Annotated in this window: 15 protein-coding genes; 6 read left to right on the top strand and 9 right to left on the bottom strand. The window is 71.1% G+C overall.

Annotated features, from left to right (window positions below; translation table 11 throughout):
- Positions 1–36: 36 nt before the first annotated feature.
- From ABD54_RS06105 to ABD54_RS06085, 5 genes are all read right to left on the bottom strand, one after another.
- A complete protein-coding gene (locus ABD54_RS06105; protein WP_047868448.1) occupies positions 37–441 on the bottom strand; it encodes a type II toxin-antitoxin system VapC family toxin in 405 nt (134 codons plus the stop codon).
- Positions 434–697, bottom strand: coding sequence for a type II toxin-antitoxin system Phd/YefM family antitoxin (locus ABD54_RS06100; RefSeq protein WP_019609246.1), 264 nt, complete (start codon positions 695–697; stop codon positions 434–436). Before ABD54_RS06100 ends, ABD54_RS06105 begins: the two co-directional genes overlap by 8 nt.
- Positions 698–815: 118 nt before the next feature.
- Positions 816–1,802: an NAD-dependent epimerase/dehydratase family protein gene (locus ABD54_RS06095; RefSeq protein WP_047868447.1), complete on the bottom strand. Its 987-nt coding sequence runs from the start codon at positions 1,800–1,802 to the stop codon at positions 816–818.
- Positions 1,803–1,967: 165 nt separating this feature from the next.
- Positions 1,968–3,230, bottom strand: a complete 1,263-nt coding sequence (locus ABD54_RS06090) for an RNA polymerase sigma factor (protein ID WP_047868446.1) — start codon at positions 3,228–3,230, stop codon at positions 1,968–1,970.
- A gap of 136 nt (positions 3,231–3,366) precedes the next feature.
- Complete coding sequence (locus ABD54_RS06085) at positions 3,367–3,807, bottom strand: YciI family protein (protein ID WP_047868480.1); 441 nt, start codon at positions 3,805–3,807, stop codon at positions 3,367–3,369.
- 258 nt (positions 3,808–4,065) lie between these two features.
- On the opposite strand from ABD54_RS06085, the gene ABD54_RS06080 reads away from it, so the two are divergent.
- From ABD54_RS06080 to ABD54_RS06070, 3 genes are all read left to right on the top strand, one after another.
- Complete coding sequence (locus ABD54_RS06080) at positions 4,066–4,707, top strand: OB-fold-containig protein (protein WP_047868445.1); 642 nt, start codon at positions 4,066–4,068, stop codon at positions 4,705–4,707.
- Positions 4,708–5,019: 312 nt separating this feature from the next.
- Positions 5,020–7,059, top strand: a complete 2,040-nt coding sequence (locus ABD54_RS06075) for a flotillin family protein (protein WP_047868444.1) — start codon at positions 5,020–5,022, stop codon at positions 7,057–7,059.
- Between the two features lie 10 nt (positions 7,060–7,069).
- Complete coding sequence (locus ABD54_RS06070) at positions 7,070–12,100, top strand: DNA repair ATPase (RefSeq protein ID WP_047868443.1); 5,031 nt, start codon at positions 7,070–7,072, stop codon at positions 12,098–12,100.
- 57 nt (positions 12,101–12,157) lie between these two features.
- On the opposite strand, the gene ABD54_RS06065 is transcribed toward ABD54_RS06070, so the two are convergent.
- Positions 12,158–12,763 carry a suppressor of fused domain protein gene (locus tag ABD54_RS06065; RefSeq protein ID WP_047868442.1) on the bottom strand — a complete coding sequence of 202 codons (606 nt, stop codon included), beginning with the start codon at positions 12,761–12,763 and terminating at the stop codon, positions 12,158–12,160.
- A gap of 687 nt (positions 12,764–13,450) precedes the next feature.
- Here ABD54_RS06065 and ABD54_RS06060 point away from each other — a divergent pair.
- Positions 13,451–13,858, top strand: a complete 408-nt coding sequence (locus tag ABD54_RS06060) for a hypothetical protein (protein ID WP_047868441.1) — start codon at positions 13,451–13,453, stop codon at positions 13,856–13,858.
- 137 nt (positions 13,859–13,995) lie between these two features.
- Here the strand turns inward: ABD54_RS06060 and ABD54_RS06055 are convergent, their stop codons facing one another.
- The 3 genes from ABD54_RS06055 to ABD54_RS06045 all read right to left on the bottom strand — a co-directional run bounded on the left by ABD54_RS06055 (position 13,996) and on the right by ABD54_RS06045 (position 16,374).
- Positions 13,996–15,141 (bottom strand): methyltransferase domain-containing protein, encoded by a 1,146-nt coding sequence (locus tag ABD54_RS06055; RefSeq protein WP_047868440.1) that lies wholly within the window; start codon positions 15,139–15,141, stop codon positions 13,996–13,998.
- Positions 15,142–15,569: 428 nt separating this feature from the next.
- On the bottom strand, positions 15,570–15,785 hold the full coding sequence (locus tag ABD54_RS06050; RefSeq protein ID WP_047868439.1) for a hypothetical protein: 216 nt from the start codon (positions 15,783–15,785) through the stop codon (positions 15,570–15,572).
- Between the two features lie 52 nt (positions 15,786–15,837).
- The gene (locus ABD54_RS06045) at positions 15,838–16,374 is read right to left on the bottom strand and encodes an ATP-binding protein (protein WP_235431994.1); all 537 of its coding nucleotides are present in this window, start codon (positions 16,372–16,374) and stop codon (positions 15,838–15,840) included.
- Positions 16,375–16,568: 194 nt separating this feature from the next.
- Here ABD54_RS06045 and ABD54_RS06040 point away from each other — a divergent pair, with 194 nt between their 5' ends.
- Together ABD54_RS06040 and ABD54_RS06035 are read left to right on the top strand one after the other, a co-directional pair.
- Positions 16,569–17,381, top strand: coding sequence for a helix-turn-helix transcriptional regulator (locus tag ABD54_RS06040; protein WP_047868437.1), 813 nt, complete (start codon positions 16,569–16,571; stop codon positions 17,379–17,381).
- Complete coding sequence (locus tag ABD54_RS06035; RefSeq protein WP_047868436.1) at positions 17,378–17,623, top strand: DUF397 domain-containing protein; 246 nt, start codon at positions 17,378–17,380, stop codon at positions 17,621–17,623. Before ABD54_RS06040 ends, ABD54_RS06035 begins: the two co-directional genes overlap by 4 nt.
- The last annotated feature ends 665 nt before the right edge of the window (positions 17,624–18,288 follow it).

The raw sequence follows: 18,288 nt of genomic DNA, 5'->3' as shown, positions 1-18,288 counted from the left end.
CTTCGCCGTGCCCGCGGCCGGGATGCTCCGACTCCCTCAGACGGAGACGACCCGCACGGCGTTGTCGAGTCCGGTGAAGTCGTCGGTGTTACGCGTGTACAGGGGCAGCCCGTGTACCGAGGCCACGGCCGCGATCATCAGGTCCATGCGGCGCGGTTTGGGATTGCGGCCCGCGGCGAGGGTGAGGGCGACGAGTGTTCCGTACCGGGCCGCCGCCTCGCCGTCGAAGGGCAGGGGTGCGAAGTCCACCACCGCGCTCTGGAGCTTCTCCGTGCGCTGGGCCCTGCTCACCGGGTCCTTCGCCATCGCCACACCCTGGTGGAGTTCGGCCATGGTGACGGAGGTGATCTCGGGATACCGGGGGAGCCGCTCCGGATCGATGACGCCGAGGTCGACGAAGACGCAGGTGTCGAGAACACCCTCATCGAACCGATCAGCCACGGTCGTCCTCCCCGACCCGGTCCTCATCACCGAAGAACGCGTCAGCCTCCTCGCGCATCAGTGCGAAGTCCACCCGGGGAAGCCTGCGGTGCCGTTCAGCCAGTTGCTCCGCGGTGAGGCGCCGGCGGCGCGGAACAGGGCTCACCCGGGCCACCTCGACACCGTTACGGGTCACGTGGAAGGTCTCACCCGCCTCGACCTCGTCCATGACGGAAGCCGCGTTGTTACGGAACTCGCGCTGGGTGATGGTCTTCATGCTTTCAGTGTAGCCCCCCGTGTCTCACCGTGCTACAGCCCAACCCGAGAACGATCGGGGCACGAGAGCGCGGGGCCGCCTCCAGGGGAGGCGACCCTTCGCCGTGCCCGCGGCCGGGTCAGGCCCCGGCGAGCAGGCGGGCCTCCACCTGCGGGTCCAGGCCGACCCGGGGGCGGTCCGGGCGCTGGGGCGCGCCGCCCTCCAGACCCCTCAGCCAGGTCCAGGTGTCGGCCACGGTCTCGGCCACCGGGCGGCAGCGCAGCCCGGTCGCGAGCGCCCTGGACACGTCCCCCCGGTGCAGGGTGTCGTACAGCTCGCCGGGCGGCACCCACACGGGCAGCTCGGTCCACGGCTGGACGCCCGCGTCGAGGATGACCCGGGGGTCGGTCCAGCGCAGTTCGGCGTCCGACCCCGTGACCTCCGCGCACGCTTCCAGGAGCTGCGCGGTGGTGGTGTGCCCCGGCGGGCTCACCAGGTTGTGGGGGCCGCCCAGCCCGGCCTCGGCGGCGTCGAGGGTCCAGGCGGCCAGGTCGCGCGCGTCCACGTACTGCAACGGCAGGTCGCGTGGGCCGGGCGCCAGGACGGGGCCGCCCCGGGCGATCCGCTCCAGCCACCAGGGCAGGCGGCCGATGTTCTCGTACGGGCCGAGGATCAGCCCCGCGCGCACCGACAGGGCCCGCTCGGCGAAGACCGCCTCCGCCGCCAGCTCGCCGCCCCGCTTGTCCCGCGCGTAGTCGGTGCTCCCGGCCTCGGGCGAGGCGTCCACGACCGGCCCGTCCTCGTCCAGCCCGGGCGCGGCGGGGGACGCGTAGACGGAGCGGCTGGAGACGTAGGAGTAGTGCCCGACCCGGTCGGCGAGCAGCTTCGCGGCGGCGGCCACCGCGGACGGGGCCCCCGACCAGGTGTCGACGACGGAGTCCCAGCGCCCTTCGGCCAGCGCGCCGAGCCCGCCCGCCTCGGTGCGGTCCCCGTGCAGGGCGGTGGCACCGGAGGGCGCGGGGTGCCTGCCGCGGTGGAAGACGGTGACGTCCCAGTCCCTGGCGAGCGCGTCCTCCACGACCGCCCGCCCGACGAACTCGGTACCGCCCAGAACCAGAAGTCTCATGTCCGGGAGTCTGCCGGTCCGCGGCCAAACCCGCCAGGGCCGCCTGCCCGGGGCAGAACCGCGCGCGGGTCCGGCAAGCGGGAGTTCCGATATCGCCGACGTCACCGGCCGACCGACGACGTGGGTCGTTCCGGCGGGAACCTCTGAGCACCCGGACCGGCCCGGTCAGTCCTCGCAGACGCGGACGCGGTCCAGGAGCAGCGAGCGCTCGCGCTCGTTGCGGGTCAGGGAGGCCGCGCGCTCGAACTCGGCGCGGGCCTCGGCCCGGCGGCCCAGCCGCACGAGCAGGTCGCCGCGCACGGTGGGCAGCAGGTGGTAGTCGCCCATCCCCGGCTGGTCCCGCAGCGCGTCCACGATCTCCAGCGCGGCCTGCGGGCCCGAGACCATCGACACCGCCACCGCCCGGTTCAGCTCCACGACCGGCGATCCGGTGGCCCGGACCAGGGCCAGGTACAGCCCGGCGATGACCTTCCAGTCGGTGTCCGCGGCGGTGACCGCCCTGGCGTGCTCGGCCGCGATGGCCGCCTGGAGCACGTAGGGCCCGCCGGGCCGGCTCCGGTCCGGCGGCAGCGCCCTGAGCAGGGCCTCCATCCCGCGTGTGATGAGCAGGCGGTCCCAGAGCGCGCGGTTCTGCTCGGCCAGGGGGACGGGTTCCCCGCCGGGTCCGACGCGGGCGCGCAGCCGCGAGGCGTGCAGCTCCATCAGCGCCACCAGCCCGTGCGCCTCGCGCTCCCCGGGCATCAGTTGGGCGAGCACGCGGCCCAGGCGCATGGCCTCCCCGCACAGCGTGGGGCGCGTCCACTCCGTGCCCGAGGTGGCGGTGTAGCCCTCGTTGAACACCAGGTAGACGACCTCCAGCACGGAGGCCACCCGGGCCTGGCGGTCCTCGCCGACGGGCACCTCGAAGGGCACCCTCCTCTTCGCCAGGGTGCGCTTGGCTCGCACGATGCGCTGGGCGACGGTGGCCTCGGGCACCAGGAAGGCCCGGGCGATCTCCTCGGTGGTGAGCCCGCCGAGCAGGCGCAGGGTGAGCGCGACGCGTGCATCGGTGGACAGCACCGGGTGGCAGCACACGAACATCAGCCGCAGGAGGTCGTCGCCGAAGTCCTCCTCCAGGACGGCGTCGAACTCGGCCCGCCCGTCGTGCTCGGCGATCTCGCGGCCGAGGTCGGCCATGCGCCGCTGGAAGCGCTCGTCGCGGCGCCAGCGGTCGAGCACGCGGCGCTTGGCGACGGTGGTCAGCCAGGCGCCGGGCTTGTCGGGAACCCCGTCGCCGGGCCACTTCTCCAGTGCGCTGACCAGAGCGTCCTGGGCGAACTCCTCGGCGAGGCCGACGTCGCCGACCATGCGGGTGAGCGCTGCGACGAGGCGGGCCGACTCGATACGCCAGACCGCCTCGACCGCGCGCGTGGCGTCGGTGTGGCTCACGGGGCAATCTCAGCACCACGGGCACCCCGCCGCAAGCACGCGCGGCGGCCGACGTCGGCCGCCGCGCGTGCCGTGCGGAACGGGCCGCGGCCCGCGGGTGCGCCGGAGCACCGCGGGCCGCGCCGGCACGGGCGGGTCAGCCGCCGTGCGAGTACCCCTCGGCGCGCAGCTCGCGCTCGCGCTCCTTGAGGTGCTCGGGCATCTCGTCGCCGAAGTCGTCGGTGTCGAAGATACGCCGCAGCACCAGGCTCATCTCGGTGTCGTCGCCCTCCGGCGGGTGCGGGCAGCGCTTGGCCCACTCCACGGCCTCCTCGTGCGAGGACACCTGGATTACCCAGTACCCGGCGACGAACTCCTTGGCCTCCGCGAAGGGCCCGTCGGTGACGGTCGCGCCGCCGTTGCTGAAGGTGACCCGGGTGGCCTCGGAGGCGGGGGCCAGGCCGTCCCCGGCGAGCAGGACGCCGGCCTTGATCATCTGCTCGTTGTAGGCCGCCATCGCCTCGAAGACCTCCGGGCTGGGCTCGTAGTCGACGGCCTCGGCCTCGGGCGTGGACATGATCGTCATCATGTAGCGCATGGTGTTCACCTCTCGTGCGGTGTGGGGGTCCGTTCCCCCGCTCTCGTCCACACGTCGAACGTCACCGCGCCGGATCGACACCTCCCCGGATTTTTCCCGAAAGATCTTCTGCGCACCCGCGCCGCACCGCTCGCCGGGTCCGCGACGCGCCCCGGTGGCCGCAAACGGCCAAGGGGACGCCCGCCCGCGCCGCGAATGGGGCGGTTCGGTAGAGTTCCGGCACGGTGCGGCACGGTGCGGCACGGAGGAGGGCGACGGGTGGGGATGTTCCTGGACACCGCCTTCGGTTTCCCGACCGTGCTGTTCACCCCGCTGCTGGTCGTCGTCGCGGTCTACTGGCTGCTCGTCTCGGTCGGCGCCACCGGTTCCGACGCGCTCGACAGCGTGGACGACTCGGGTGAGGCCGCGGGGCTGAGCTCCCTGATGAGCCGCGTCGGCCTGGGGAGGGTCCCGGTCACCGTGGCGCTGAGCTCCCTGGTCTGCGTCGCCTGGTTCGTGAGCATGATGGGAAGCATCATGACCAGCCTCCTCCACACCACCTCCACCCCCCTGCTCATCGCCTTGGGCCTGGTCGTCCTGCTGATCGCGCTCGTGGCCGCCTGGGCGGTCACCAGCGGCCTGGTCATGTCGGTGCAGCGCTTCCTGCCCAGCCGTAGCAGCGGTTCCAAGAACGAGCTGGTCGGACGCACCTGCGTGATCCGCATCGGCGAGGCCAACGAGGGCTTCGGCCAGGCCGAGATCACCACCGCGGGCGGCGCGGCGATCTCCATCCCGGTGCGCACCACCGGCGGGGAGGTCCTGCCGGTGGGCAGCACCGCCCTGATCTTCGACCACAGCGCCGAGCAGGACGTCTTCCTGGTCACCTACTTCGACGCCGCGCTGGACCCCGGACAGGGCTGAGACGCGTCTCCTCGGGGCTCTGCTCCGCTTCACCCCGTGTGTCCAGGCGTCCAAAGAGGACGACACCTCCTCGGGGCTCCGCCCCGTATCCAGGCGCCCCCTCCGCCCCCTGCGCTCCATCCGCGCCTCCGCCTCCGCCTCCGCCTCCGCCTCCGCCAACTAAAAGGTGGTACGCGGAACCGTTCGCGACCGCGCCGCGTCACATCTGTCGAGCGCCACCCACCGGGGGTCGGATCCCCGCCGCCGCAACCCCCGCTCCCGGAGCGCTCTCCCCCCTCTTACGCACGTCCCCTTGCAGAAAGAGACCCCCACGTGTTGCTGAGTGCCACCGCGAACGGCCAGGAGGCCGCGAACGCGGCCTTCCTGACCGTCGGCGTCGCCCTTGCCGTCGGCGTCGTCGTCCTCATAGCCCTGCTCCTGATGGTCACCCGCCTCTTCCGCAAGGTCGAGCAGGGCAAGGCGCTGATCATCTCCAAGGTCCGCGACGTCCACGTCACCTTCACGGGCGCGATCGTCCTGCCGGTCCTGCACAAGGCCGAGATCATGGACATCTCGCTCAAGACGCTGACGGTGGACCGGCGCGGCCGCGAGGGTCTGACCTGCAAGGACAACATCCGCGCGGACATCAAGGTGTACTTCTACGTCCGGGTCAACGAGACCGCGGAGGACGTCAAGAAGGTCGCCAAGTCCATCGGCACCGAGCGCGCCAGCCACCAGGACACGCTCCAGGAGCTGTTCAACTCCAAGTTCTCCGAGGGCCTCAAGACCGTCGGCAAGCAGTTCGACTTCGAGGAGCTGTTCACGCACCGCGAGCAGTTCCGCCAGGCGATCATCTCCCTGATCGGCACCGACCTCAACGGCTACAGCCTGGAGGACGTGGCCATCGACGAGCTGGAGCAGACCCCGCTGCACCAGCACGACGCCAACAACATCCTCGACGCGCAGGGCATCTCCAAGATCACCGAGCGCACCGCGATCGAGCACAAGCGCACCAACGAGTTCGAGAACGACCGCCGCAAGGAGCTCGACCGGCAGAACACCGAGACGGCCGAGACCCTCGCCGAGCTGGAGAAGCGCCGCGAGGAGGCCGCCGCCAAGGCCAAGCGCGAGATCGAGATCATCCGCGCCCGCGAGGAGGCCGAGACCGCCCGCGTGCAGGCCGAGGAGCGTCTCAAGGCCGAGACCGCCAACATCCGCACCTCCGAGGCGCTGGGCGTACAGCACCAGAACCAGCAGCGCGAGATCGCGGTGGCCGAGAAGAACCGCGAGCGCGTCATCGCCATCGAGAGCGAGCGCATCGAGAAGGACCGCCTGCTGGAGGTCATCGGGCGCGAGCGCGAGACCGAGCTGAGCAGCATCGCCAAGGACAAGGAGGTCGAGGCCGAGAAGCGCGAGGTCGCCGACGTCGTCCGCGAGCGGATCGCCGTGGACCGCACCGTGGCCGAGCAGGAGGAGGCCATCAAGCGCCTGCGCGCCGTCGAGGAGGCGGAGCGCACCCGCCAGGCCGTCATCATCCAGGCGGAGGCCGAGGCCCAGGAGAACCTGGTCAAGGACATCAAGGCCGCCGAGGCCGCGGAGGCCGCCGCCAAGCACCGGGCCGCCGAGGAGCTCACCCTGGCAGAGGCCCGCCAGCAGGCCGCCGAACTGGACACCCGCGCCAAGATCCGCCTCGCCGAGGGGATCCAGGCCGAGGCCGCCGCGGCCGGTCTGGCCGAGGTGCAGGTCCGCCACCAGGACGCCGAGGCCATCGAGAAGGTCGGCCGCGCCGAGGCCGCCGTGGCCAGTGAGAAGGCCCGGGTCGAGGCCGAGGCCGTGGAGCAGAAGCTGCGCGCCGAGGCCGCCGGCCTCACCGACAAGGCCGAGGCCATGTCCGCCCTGGACCAGGTCACCCGCGAGCACGAGGAGTACCGCCTGCGCCTGGAGGCCGAGAAGGAGATCCGCCTGGCCGGGATCAACGTGCAGCGCGAGGTCGCCGAGGCCCAGGCCACCGTGCTGGCCACCGGCCTGGAGAACGCCGACATCAACATCGTCGGCGGCGACGGCGCCTTCTTCGACCGCATGGTGGGCTCCATCGGCCTGGGCAAGGCCGTGGACGGCTTCGTGGGCAACTCCAAGACCGTGCAGGCGCTGGGCGGCGACTGGCTCAACGGCGAGGGCGACTTCGCCGCGGACATGCGCGGGGTGCTGGCCTCGGTGGACACCGAGGACGTCAAGAACCTCACGGTCTCCGCGCTGCTGCTCAAGCTGATCGGGGCGGGCGGCCCGCAGGCCGACAAGCTCGACGGCCTGCTCGGCACCGCCCGCTCCCTGGGCGTGGACCAGCTTCCCGCCTCCGCCCTCGCCAAGCAGTAGGGGAACCTTCGTGACAGAGGCCCTGCCCCAGGAGACCGAGGGGCCTGACGCCGGGGACGCGCGTTCGCTGGACGCGGGCACCTACGAGGTGCTCCGCGCCCGGCTGCGCGAGCAGACCGGCGAGCTGGCCCGGCGGACCGAACAACTCAACGCGCGACGGCTGGAGGTGTTCGGCGGCACCGAGCTGACCCTGCTCGGCACCGAGCGCGTGCGCACCGAGCACAACTGCGTGCCCCGGGACGTCGTGAGCGTGGGGCGTCCGGCCGCGGACGGCGCCGAGGGCGCCGTGATCCTGTTCGGCTACAACGTGTTCATCGGCATGCAGCGGGAGACCCACGTCCCCGACGTGTTCTCGCTGCACCGCTACGAGCGCGCCGACGGCGGCTTCGCCTTCTCCGGCGCCGACGCGGGCGCGGTCCCCGGGCTGCTCGACGACGAGCGGTTCCAGCAGGACTTCGGCCAGCTCTACCGGTACTACCGCGACGCGCGCCTGCTCCAGTTGCGCCGGGTCGAGGAGCGGCTGCTGGCCGTGTTCCAGACCGGCCCGCGCACGGAGGACGTGCGCGTGCTGCGCTGGTCGGTGTCGCCGACGGGCGAGATCGCCTACCTCGACGCGCGCGGCGAGCGCGACCACGTGTTCCCGCCCGCTCACGACTTCGCGTGGGTGGAAACCACCCGCGAGGACCACGTGGCGGGCCGCCACCCGCACATCTCGATCCTCGACGAGCTGTTCGTGGAGACCGTCGGCGGCGACCTCACCATCAAGGTGGAGAACAACACCGAGGTCGGCGAGGGCGTCTACAGCGAGCCCGTGGACGAGCCGTTGCAGAGCCTGGCCGACGCGTCGGTGCACCACGCGCGGGTGGGCCCGCTCATCCTGCTGCGCGTGCTGCCCTACAACGAGACCGAGTGGCGCCACCTGGTCTTCAACACGCGCACCAAGGAGGTGGAGCGCCTCGACGGCATCGGCCAGTCCTGCCAGCGCCTGCCCGACGACCAGGGGCTGATCTTCCCCGGCGGCTACTACCTGGCCACCGGGGTGGCGCGGACCTTCGACACCGACGTCACCGACCTGGAGTTCGAGCGCGTCGTGCGCTCGCCCAACGGCGAGGACGTGCTCTACGTCTTCCACTCCCGCGCGGACGGCCGCAGCCTGCTGCTGCCCTACAACACCATCCGCAAGGAGGTCGCCACCCCGATCGTCTGCCACGGGTACTCGCTGTTCGACGACGGCACCATGACGGTGTTCCGCGACAACTCGGGCGAGCCGACCCGGGTGCACCCGATGCAGGTGTGGCAGACGCCGTACGTGTCGGACGTGTACGCGGCGGCGCAGCCGGTGGGGACCGGCCCGCTGGAGCGGATCGGCAACGCCGAGCTTGTGCGGGGCGTGTCCGAGTGCCTGTCGGTGGCGCGCATGGCCGAGGACATGCGGCCCTCCACCGAGGTGTTCGAGGCGCTCATGGCCGCCTGCCGCCGGGTGTCGGACCGGTTCCACTGGCTGGGAGAGGAGGAGCTGGGCAACCTGGCGGCACCCCTGTCGCAGGTGCGCGACACCGCCGCGCGGGTGCTGGAGGAGTTCGAGACCGTCCAGACCCTGACCCGGCAGGCCGCCGAGACCCTGGCCGGGGCGGAGGAGAAGGCGGCCTCGCTCATCCGCACCGCCCGCGGGGAGGCCCCGCGCACGGCGGAGGGCTGGGTGGCGCGGCTGACCGGGCTGCGCCGCGCCCAGGGGCAGACGGCCGCGCTGCGCGAGACGCGCTACGTGGACACCGACCGCCTGGAGGAGCTGGACGGCAGGCTCGCCGAGGAGATCGACGCCACCGGCCGCCGCACGGTGGCCTTCCTGGAGCGCGACGACGCCTTCGCCGGTTACCACGACGAGGTGGAGCGGCTGGTCGAAGACGCCGAGGGGATCGGGGCGGTCAGCGCGGCGACGGCGGTCGGCGAGCGCATCGCCGAGCAGACCGAGGGCCTCCAGGTGGTCACCGAGGTCGTCGGCTCGCTGGACATCGGCGACGCCCAGGTGCGCACGCGCATCCTGGAGCGGGTCAGCGAGGTGATGGCCGGGATCAACCGGGCGCGCGCCGCGCTGGAGGCGCGGCGCGGCGAACTGCTCGCCCTGGAGGGGCGGGCGGAGTTCGCGGCCGAGTTCGCCCTGCTCGGGCAGGCGATCACGGGGGCGCTGGCCGCCGCCGACACCCCGGACCGGTGCGACGAGCAGTTGGGGCGGATCATGCTCCAATTGGAGAACCTGGAGACGCGGTTCGCCGAGTTCGACGACTTCCTCGGGGAGCTGGCGGACAAGCGCGAGGACGTGTACGAGGCGTTCTCCACCCGCAAGCAGGGGTTGGTGGACGAGCGGGCGCGGCGGGCCGACCGCCTGGCGTCGTCGGCCGCGCGCGTGCTGGAGAGCGTTCAGCGCCGGGTGGCGACTCTGGACACGCTGGAGGACGTCAACACCTACTTCGCGTCGGACGCGATGGTGGCGCGGCTGCGCCGAACCTCCGAGGAGTTGCGCGCGCTCGGCGAGACCGTGCGCGCGGAGGAGCTGGACGGGCAGGTGCTGGCCGCCCGGCAGGAGGCGGGCCGGGCCCTGCGGGACCGCGCCGACCTGTTCGAGGGCGGCGCGGGCGGCGAGACGATCCGGCTGGGCAGGCACCGCTTCGCCGTGAACACCCAGCCGATCGACCTCACCCTCACCCCGCGCGGAGGGGAGATGTCGGTGGCGATCACCGGCACCGACTTCCGTGCGCCGGTCACCGACGAGGGGTTCGGTCGGACCCGGCACCTGTGGGACCGCGTGCTGGTTTCGGAGAGCCCGCAGGTGTACCGGGCCGAGTACCTGGCCGCGTCGGTCCTGGCCTCGGCCGAGGAGGGCGCGCGGGGGCTGACGCCGGAGCTGCTGGCCGAGGCGGAGGCGGGGGGCCGGGACGGGTCGTCGCTGCTGGACCTGGTGCGCGGCTTCGCCGAGGCCCGCTACGACGAGGGGTACGAGCGGGGCGTGCACGACCACGACGCCGCGCGGATCCTGTCGGTGCTGCTGCGGCTGCGCGCGGGAGCCGGGCTGCTGCGGTACCCGGGCGGGACACGGGCCGCGGCGCAGGTGTTCTGGGCCTTCGGCGCGGACGAGGAGCGGCGGTCGGCGTGGCGGACCCGGGCCGGTTCGCTGGCGCGGGCCCGCGAGGTGTTCGGGGTGCGCGGGTCGGCCGCGGTGGACGCTCTGCGCGCGGAGCTGGCGGCGGCCGTGGACGGGTTCCTCACCGACACCGGGCTCCACCAGGAGGCCGACCTGGACCTGGTGGGCGAGTACCTGTTCGAGGAGATCGCGGCGGAGGGGCCCGGGGAGCGGGGGTTCGTGACCGGCGCGGGCGCCCGTCTGCTGCTGGACCGGTTCCACCGGTCGGTGGGCAGTGCCCGGGAGAGCACCCGCAGGGCCTTCGAGGAGGACCTGCGCGCGCTCGACGGCGACCTGAACGCGCGCCACCAGCTCGTGGCCGCCTGGTTGGAGGCGTTCGCGACCACCCTGGAGGAGGTGGACCCGGGCGACCTGCCCGAGGCCGCCGCGATCGAGCTGACCGGCGACGCCGTGGAGCGGTACGAGTCGTCGGCGGCCGTCGCGGAGGACGTGGACGGGCTGCTGGGGTCGCACCCGCGCGTGCGCGAGCGCTCCCTGGAGCTGCGGCTGGACGAGTTCCTGCCGCGCACCCGCCGGTTCCGGCTGGAGGAGGTGCCCGCCTACCGGGACTTCCAGCGGCGCCGCAACGAGCTGGTGGCGGCCGAGCGGGAGAGGCTGCGGCTGGAGGAGTACCGGCCCAAGGTGATGAGCGGGTTCGTCCGCAACAGGCTCCTGGACGAGGCGTACCTGCCGCTGATCGGCGACAACCTGGCCAAGCAGTTGGGCGCGGCCGGGGACGGCAAGCGCACCGACCAGAGCGGCCTGCTGCTGCTCATCTCCCCGCCCGGCTACGGCAAGACCACGCTCATGGAGTACGTGGCGAGCCGTCTGGGGCTGGTGTTCGTCAAGGTCAACGGGCCAGCGCTGGGGCACGCGGTGACCTCGCTGGACCCGGACGAGGCGCCGGACGCCACCTCCCGTCAGGAGGTCGAGAAGATCTCCTTCGCGCTGGAGATGGGCGCCAACACGATGCTGTACCTGGACGACATCCAGCACACCAACCCCGAGCTGCTCCAGAAGTTCATCTCGCTGTGCGACGGCCAGCGGCGCATGGAGGGGGTGTGGAACGGGCGGACCCGGACCTACGACCTGCGGGGCAAGCGCTTCGCGGTGTGCATGGCGGGCAACCCGTACACGGAGCAGGGCAAGCGGTTCCGGATTCCGGACATGCTGGCCAACCGCGCCGACGTGTACAACCTGGGCGACGTGCTGGCGGGCAGGGAGGAGCTGTTCGCGCTGAGCTACGTCGAGAACGCGCTCACCTCGAACCCGACCCTGGCCCCGCTGTCCACGCGGAGCAGGGAGGACGTGTACCGGTTCGTGCGGATGGCGCGGGGCGACGACTCGGTGGGCGCGGACCAGCTCGACCACCCCTACTCGGCGGTCGAGGCGGACCGGATCGTGTCGGTGCTGCGCAAGCTGCTGCGGGTGCAGGAGGTGGTGATGACCAACAACGCGGCCTACATCGCCTCCGCGGCGCAGTCGGAGGAGGCCCGCACCGAGCCGCCGTTCCGGCTCCAGGGCTCGTACCGCAACATGAACCGGCTGGCGGAGCGGATCGTGCCGGTCATGAACGACGCCGAGGTGGAGGCCGTGATCGACGACCACTACCTGGGCGAGGCGCAGACGCTGACCTCGGGCGCGGAGGCCAACCTGCTCAAGCTCGCGGAGCTGCGCGGTGTCATGACCCCCGAGCAGGAGTCCCGGTGGGCGCAGGTCAAGGAGGCCTTCCGGCGCGGCCGAGCGCTGGGCGGCGCCGAGGACGACCCGATGACCAGGGCCATCGGCGCGATGGGCCTGCTGGCCGATCGGGTGGGCGAGATCGGCGCCGCGATCGGGCGGGAACGGGGCTCCGGGCGCTGACCGGCTGACATGTGCGGGCCGCCACACCCTACGGGTGGCGGCCCGCTGGCATCGGGCTCAGAGGCGGACGGGTTCGCGCGAGGGGTCGGTGACCATCCTCGGGTCGCGGTCGCGCAGGAGGGCGACGAGCGGCGCGGCGGTCCCCGCCTGCTGGATCGCCTCGCCCTCCTCGGCCAGCAGACCGACGAGCTGGAAGAAGAGGACGATCCCGTTCGGGGTGTCCATGGCGCGGACCTCGGTGTCGGGGACGATGACCAGCGAGGTCATGTCGCCGTTGGCGGGCTCGCCGCCGAGCGGGGACGGGGTGACGATCCAGTGGCCCACGTCCAGGTCGCTGCCCGCGACGAAGCGGTCGGCCAGGGCGTGCATGACGCGCAGGATCCAGGCGGGCACGGCCTCGTCGCCGTCCTCGCGCGGGACGCGGCAGGTGAACTCGAAGCCCGACCCGGAGACGCGTGGCTCCTCGCTGGTCTTCTCACCCAGCTCGGTCAGGCCGAAGGACACCAGCAGCCAGTGGCCGTCCAGGGGGTAGGCGAGCACCCCGTCGAGGCCGCCGGCGGGCTCGCCGTCCGGCGCGAACTGGATGGTCAGCGGCTGCACGTCGGGGTGCCGCTCCGCCCACTCCTCGTAGATCCGGACGAGTCCGGGCAGCATCTCCAGCATCGCGTCGTCGCTCTCCACCTCGGGTGACGGGTCCGGGTCCGAGGATACGAGCGCCCCGGGAGCGCACGGGCCGGGGACGGATGCGCCGGGGCGCCCAACGGGCGCGGCGCGGGCTGTCGACGGCGGGCGGCGGGAAGGCCGGGGGTCCCCGAGAAACGTTCGGGCGGCACGGACCCGCCGGGCCCGCCCGGGAGAATCCGCGCATTCTCCCGGAAAGGAGAACCTCGGAGCCCGGACAAGCATCCAAGGCGGACCGGTCGATTTACACGACTCATGCGTCCGCCGATAGGGGACGGCCGCCTCGCCGTGGGCGAATCGGGGAAAGCAGCGACGGCTAACGGGATATTTAGCTACCGCCATTGATCATGGGTACCGGCTGCGGGGCCTCCCGGCCACGGAACACCTGGGGTCGAGCCAGCCTGCACAGACAGCGATACCGAACAGGCGAAGGGCCATCCTTCCCTCACCCGGACAGCACAAACCAACCCTGCACGATCAACCCTTGAAATTCCATGGAGGACTCTCTGACCTCCCTGGAACGACGCAACTACAGCACCCCAGGATTTTGCCGGTATCCCCGACACGTGTTTGAGCAGCCCGACTAGGGGAAAGCCGACACATAACGCACTCATCCCCCAATCCCTGGTGAGTCAATTAACACACCGCTCCCCATAGGAAAGGAACACGATGAATCGCGACATCCGCACGAGCGCGCTGGCCGTTCTCTCCGCAGGCCTGCTCACCCTCGGTGCGACCGGCTTCAGCCCGGCGGCGGCCGCCGAGCAGCAGGGAGCCGAGGCCCAGAGCGTGGAGGCCAGCGCCGACGGGTTCACCGGAACCCTCTCCGGCGAGGTCGTGCACCTGGCTCCGTACGAGTACCTCGTCGGCGACCAGGCGTTCTACGTCACCGAGGACACCGAGATCCTCGGCGGCCTCTACACCTGCGCACCCGAGGTCCCCAACGACGACATGACCGGGACCGTGGAGTGCGACATGGAGGAGTTCGAGGCCGAACTGAAGGACGGGACCGTCGTCCTGGCCGGGGTCGAGGTCGAGGACGGCATCGCCCAGACGATCACCGAGTTCCAGCCCTGATCCCCGGGGGTCAGTTCAGAGGGTGACCGGTTCGAAGGGGCGCTGCTCCCTCACGGGGGCACCGCCCCTTCGCCCTGCCCGCAGCCGTTCGGCGCGGCGGCCGTGCACACACGGGCCCCGACGGGAGGGGCCGCTGCCTACGGAAGCGGCAGCGGCCAGCGCTGGTCGCCCTCCGCCGAACCGAACCACGCTTGCTGGTACCCAGGCGTGACGGTGACGCCGAACCGGGAGTGCTCCGGGCGGCCCGCCTCCCGCCACCAGGCGTAGGCCCCGGCCAGCTCGTCGAAGAGGCGGCGCGGGCCGTGCTGGCGGACCCGGAACTCATGAGAGCCGGACCGGACCCGCCACGAGGCCCACGAGCCCGAACCGGGGTCCATCAGGTACACCGTGTAGTCCGGATTGCCCGGCACGTCGCCGTCGAAGACCAGCAGGTCCTTCATGCCGGGAACACGCAGACCGATCGCGAAGCTCGCGTCGAAGTCACCGACCGGCTCGTACGGGTGCAGGTCCGTGGTGGTCTCGGTGTACTCGTGGTCGGGACGGACGCGCTCTTCGAGGGTGCCGTGCGGCGTCCGCTGGCCGCGCGTCCACATGAAGCCCGCGTTCCCGCCGAACCTCCCGGACGCCGTTCCGTCCGCGCCGACCCGGAGGCGGAGCAGCGTGCCGTTGTGGAAGCTCGTGCCCCACGGGGTCACGATCCGCCCGCCGGACACCGTCTGCTCCACCCACGGGTAGGGAACCCGCTGGACGGCGGCGGTCGCCAGCACCCGGTCGTAGGGGGCGTCGGGCGGATGCCCCTCCTCACCGTCACCGACGACCGCACGGACACCGCGGCCCTCCAGGTTCTCCTCGGCCCGCGCGGCCACTGCCGGGTCGATCTCCACCGACGTCACGTTCCCGGCACCGACCCTGTCGACGAGCAGCGCGGCGTTCCAGCCGGTTCCGGTGCCGATCTCCAACACCCGCTGTCCGGCGGCGAGGTCGGTGGCCTCCAGCATCAGCGCCACGATGCTCGGCATGGACGCCGACGAGGAACTGTAGCCGCGCCCGCTGGGGTCTCCGTCGTCGATCTGGGTGATGACGGGCCGGTCGGCGTAGCAGGCGCGCAACCACCCGTCCGGGTCATCGGCCCTGTCGAGGGTTGTCAGGTCATCCCCCTCCTCGATCCAGATCCGGTCGGGGATGAAGCGGTGGCGGGGAACCCGCTCGAAGGTGTCCCGCCAGGCCGGGGAGGGAGCGATCTCCTCGACGAGGCGGGACAGGAGGTGTTCTGTACCGGTCATTTGTCGTCGCGCTCGTGCTTTCCTCCGCCGCTGCCACCGTCGTCGGGGGTGGGCGGCGGGATGGGGCGGTCGGGCTTGTGGCCGTCGCTGGTCGACTTGTCCTCACGCTTGCCCATGGCGGTCTCCTCGGTGTGAAAGGGCGGTTGATGTGAAGGCAGTCCCGCCAGCACGCTGCGTCAGGACATCGGCTGGGATCGGTCTGTCCGTGTGACCGGGCGCGGGCGGGGGAAGGGCGATCCTCTGGTCGGTTCAGGCCGTGATGCCGAGGGTGTCGATGAGGCGGGCGACCTGCGCGCGGGACTCGCCGTCGGGCAACTCCAGCAGTGTCGAGGGGTTCGCGGAGGACATAGGGAGTTCCTTCCTTTCTTCGGATACCTCGCGCCGGGGCGGTAGGCCGTCGCGGATGCGCGGACCGGCTCGTGGCGGCGCTACGGGGTGGGGGCGGGTTCATCCGGCTGCACCAGGAGGGCGGCGATGTGTTCCTTGGGGTAGCGGCGTGCTCCGCCCGGGGTTCGGAAGGGCCGGAGGACGCGGTCCCAGTCGCCTCGGTGGAGGCTGCGGGGGCGGATGTTGAACAGGGCGGCGACTTCGCCGGGGGTGAAAACGTCGGGGCGGCCGTCGAGGAGGTAGCTGTAGTCGGGCACGAGGCGCTTTCCGTGTTCGGCGGGTGGGCGTGGCGCGAGGCGATGCCGTTCCTCAGGCCTCGGTGGTGGGAGCCCCGGTCCACCGGTGCCCGGCGCGGTCGATGAGTGCGCGCACCGTCAGGGGTTCGCCCGCGTTGCCCGTCCAGTCCCAGGACACCGAAAGCTCGTCCAGCATCAGCAGCCCGTTGCCGGTGGCCTCCAGCGGTTCCGTCGGCTTTCGCGGACGCGGAAAGCGGATGGGCTGGTCCGACCGGGGTCCGTCGTCGGTGACCGTCAGGGTGTAGGTGTGGGGCTTGCGGTGCAGCGTGACCCGGACGGTGCCGCCGGGGTCGCCGGACCGGCTGTGCTGCTGCGCGTTGGTGACCAGCAGGCTCACGGCGAGCACCAGCGGAAAGGCCGCACGGCGCGGGGAGCGGGCGTTGCGGTAGGCCCAGTTCCGGGCGATCCCGACGTGGCGGGGGTCGCTGCCCAGGACGATGCCGCAGCGGTCGGAGTCCTCGAACCGCATCCGCCAGGGCGGTTGGAGCGTCGGCGTTCGGCGGCCGGGAACGCCTTCCGGGGTGGACTGACGAGGGATAGCCTGGTTCATGTTCGTACCTGTTGTCGTGAGAAGCACGGGTTCCGGACCAGGTCCCGGGGTTGTCAGTACAGCCGCCGGGACTTTTCTTCGGCCGTCGTCACAGTCTCATCAGAGGGCTCGCCTGATCTAGCGATCGCCGGGAAATGCGAAATTCTCAGGTAAACCCTGTTGGTGCCTGATGGCGGACTGGTAAGAAGCTGTGCATGGCGAACGAGGTCGATCCGAAGGCTCGGAAGTTCGGCGCTGAGGTGCGCCGGTTCCGCGAACAGGCGGGGCTTTCGCAGAGCAGGCTGGCAGGCCTGCTACCAGCCTCCCAGGCGACGGTCAGTGATATCGAGCTGGGAAAGACGCCTGCCAAAAAGGACACAGCACAACGAATTGACCAGGTGCTCAACAGTGATGGTCGACTGGTCGCCGTATGGGAGGAGCAGCACGAGGTCTACCAGCCGCCGGCCTGGTACAGAAAACTGCCGATCGTGGAACAGCGGGCTACCCAGATCCAGCAGTACCAGCCACTTCTCGTCCCCGGACTTCTGCAAACGCAGGGGTACGCAGGCGCCTCGATCAGGGCGAGCAACCGACCTGTCCCACAAACAGCAGTGGACGCCAAGGTGACGGAACGTACCGAACGTCAGACCATCCTGCGCCGCGAAGACCCGCCCTTCCTTTCAGTGGTCTTGGACGAGACCGCGCTGCACCGCCGCCTTGGCAGCCCTGACATCATGAGGGAACAGTTCGAGCACCTGTTGGAGGTCTCCGTCTGGAACCGGGTGGAAGTTCTGGTCATCCCCGCAGACACCTGGGACCACCCAGGCTTGGACAGTGGATTCACTCTGTTGAGAGTCCCGAACGCGGGCATGCTCCTGTACTTAGAGACCAAGTCAAGCGGAGGAGTGATCACCGACGCTGACACGGTCGATGAGTACATCTCCCGCCTGGGGGACCTGCGGGGGTTGGCCCTCCCTCCCGATCAGTCACGGTCGCTGATCAAGAAAGTACTAGGAGAGATCGAGTGATCACCGAAGGAATGTGGCGCAAGTCCACGTACAGCAGGGGCGACACCAACTGCGTGGAGGCCCGCCTGAACACCCCCTCATGGCACAAGTCCACCTACAGTGCAGGCGAAACCAACTGTGTCGAGGTTGCCGAGGGCGTCACCACGGCGGTGCGAGACACGCAGAACCGCGAGCTGGGACACCTGTCGTTCGCGGCCACTGAGTGGACCGCACTCGTGGACTCGCTCAAGACCCTCGGCTAGCCACCGGGAGCTAAGGAGCGGCACTCCTCACGTGGTGCCGCTCCTTCTTTATGCCTCCACATAATTCCGGACATTCACAACAAAAGCCATCAGTTGCGGCATTATGCATCAATCAAAGGGAACCCGGCGGAGCCAGCCAATAACTCCCCTACAGGACCCTGAGCTGCGGCGATGGCGTCAACCCGAAATTACCCTGGAGTAGTTCGCAGAAAAGTTCGCTTCCACTCCGCCCCTGCCCTTAATCTGGCACCGAACACACAACTCCATCCACACAATGACCCCGCGACGGTTGAACACCGTCCGGGGCCGTGGCCAGCAACATCAGCCCTTTAACAACAAGGATTGCCAGCATGCGCCAGTTTAGCGCTGCGGCCCTGATCCGTGCCCTCGGCACGGTCAAGGCCCTCTTCGCGCCCCCGTGCGGACGCCACTCCGCCACCGGCGGCCGTCGCCGCCGCTCCACCCGGGTCCGCCGCTACGTCCCGGTTCCCGCCCGGGTAAGCGTTCCGGTCGAGGCCACCGCACCTCCCGCACGAACCGACCGGGCTCCCGAACGCCCCAAGCGACCCAGCCACCCTCGATGGCCAGCTCGGCGAACCGCTTCTGCTCCTCGTTGCCCTCCGAGTAGAGGATGCTCGCGAAGCCGGGTCCGGCCGAGTACATGT

The sequence above is a fragment of the Nocardiopsis sp. RV163 genome, from assembly GCF_001029525.1.
Classification (GTDB): domain Bacteria; phylum Actinomycetota; class Actinomycetes; order Streptosporangiales; family Streptosporangiaceae; genus Nocardiopsis; species Nocardiopsis dassonvillei.
The sequence above is the reverse complement of the archived record's forward strand: the minus strand, read 5'-3'. Positions and strand labels throughout refer to the sequence as shown.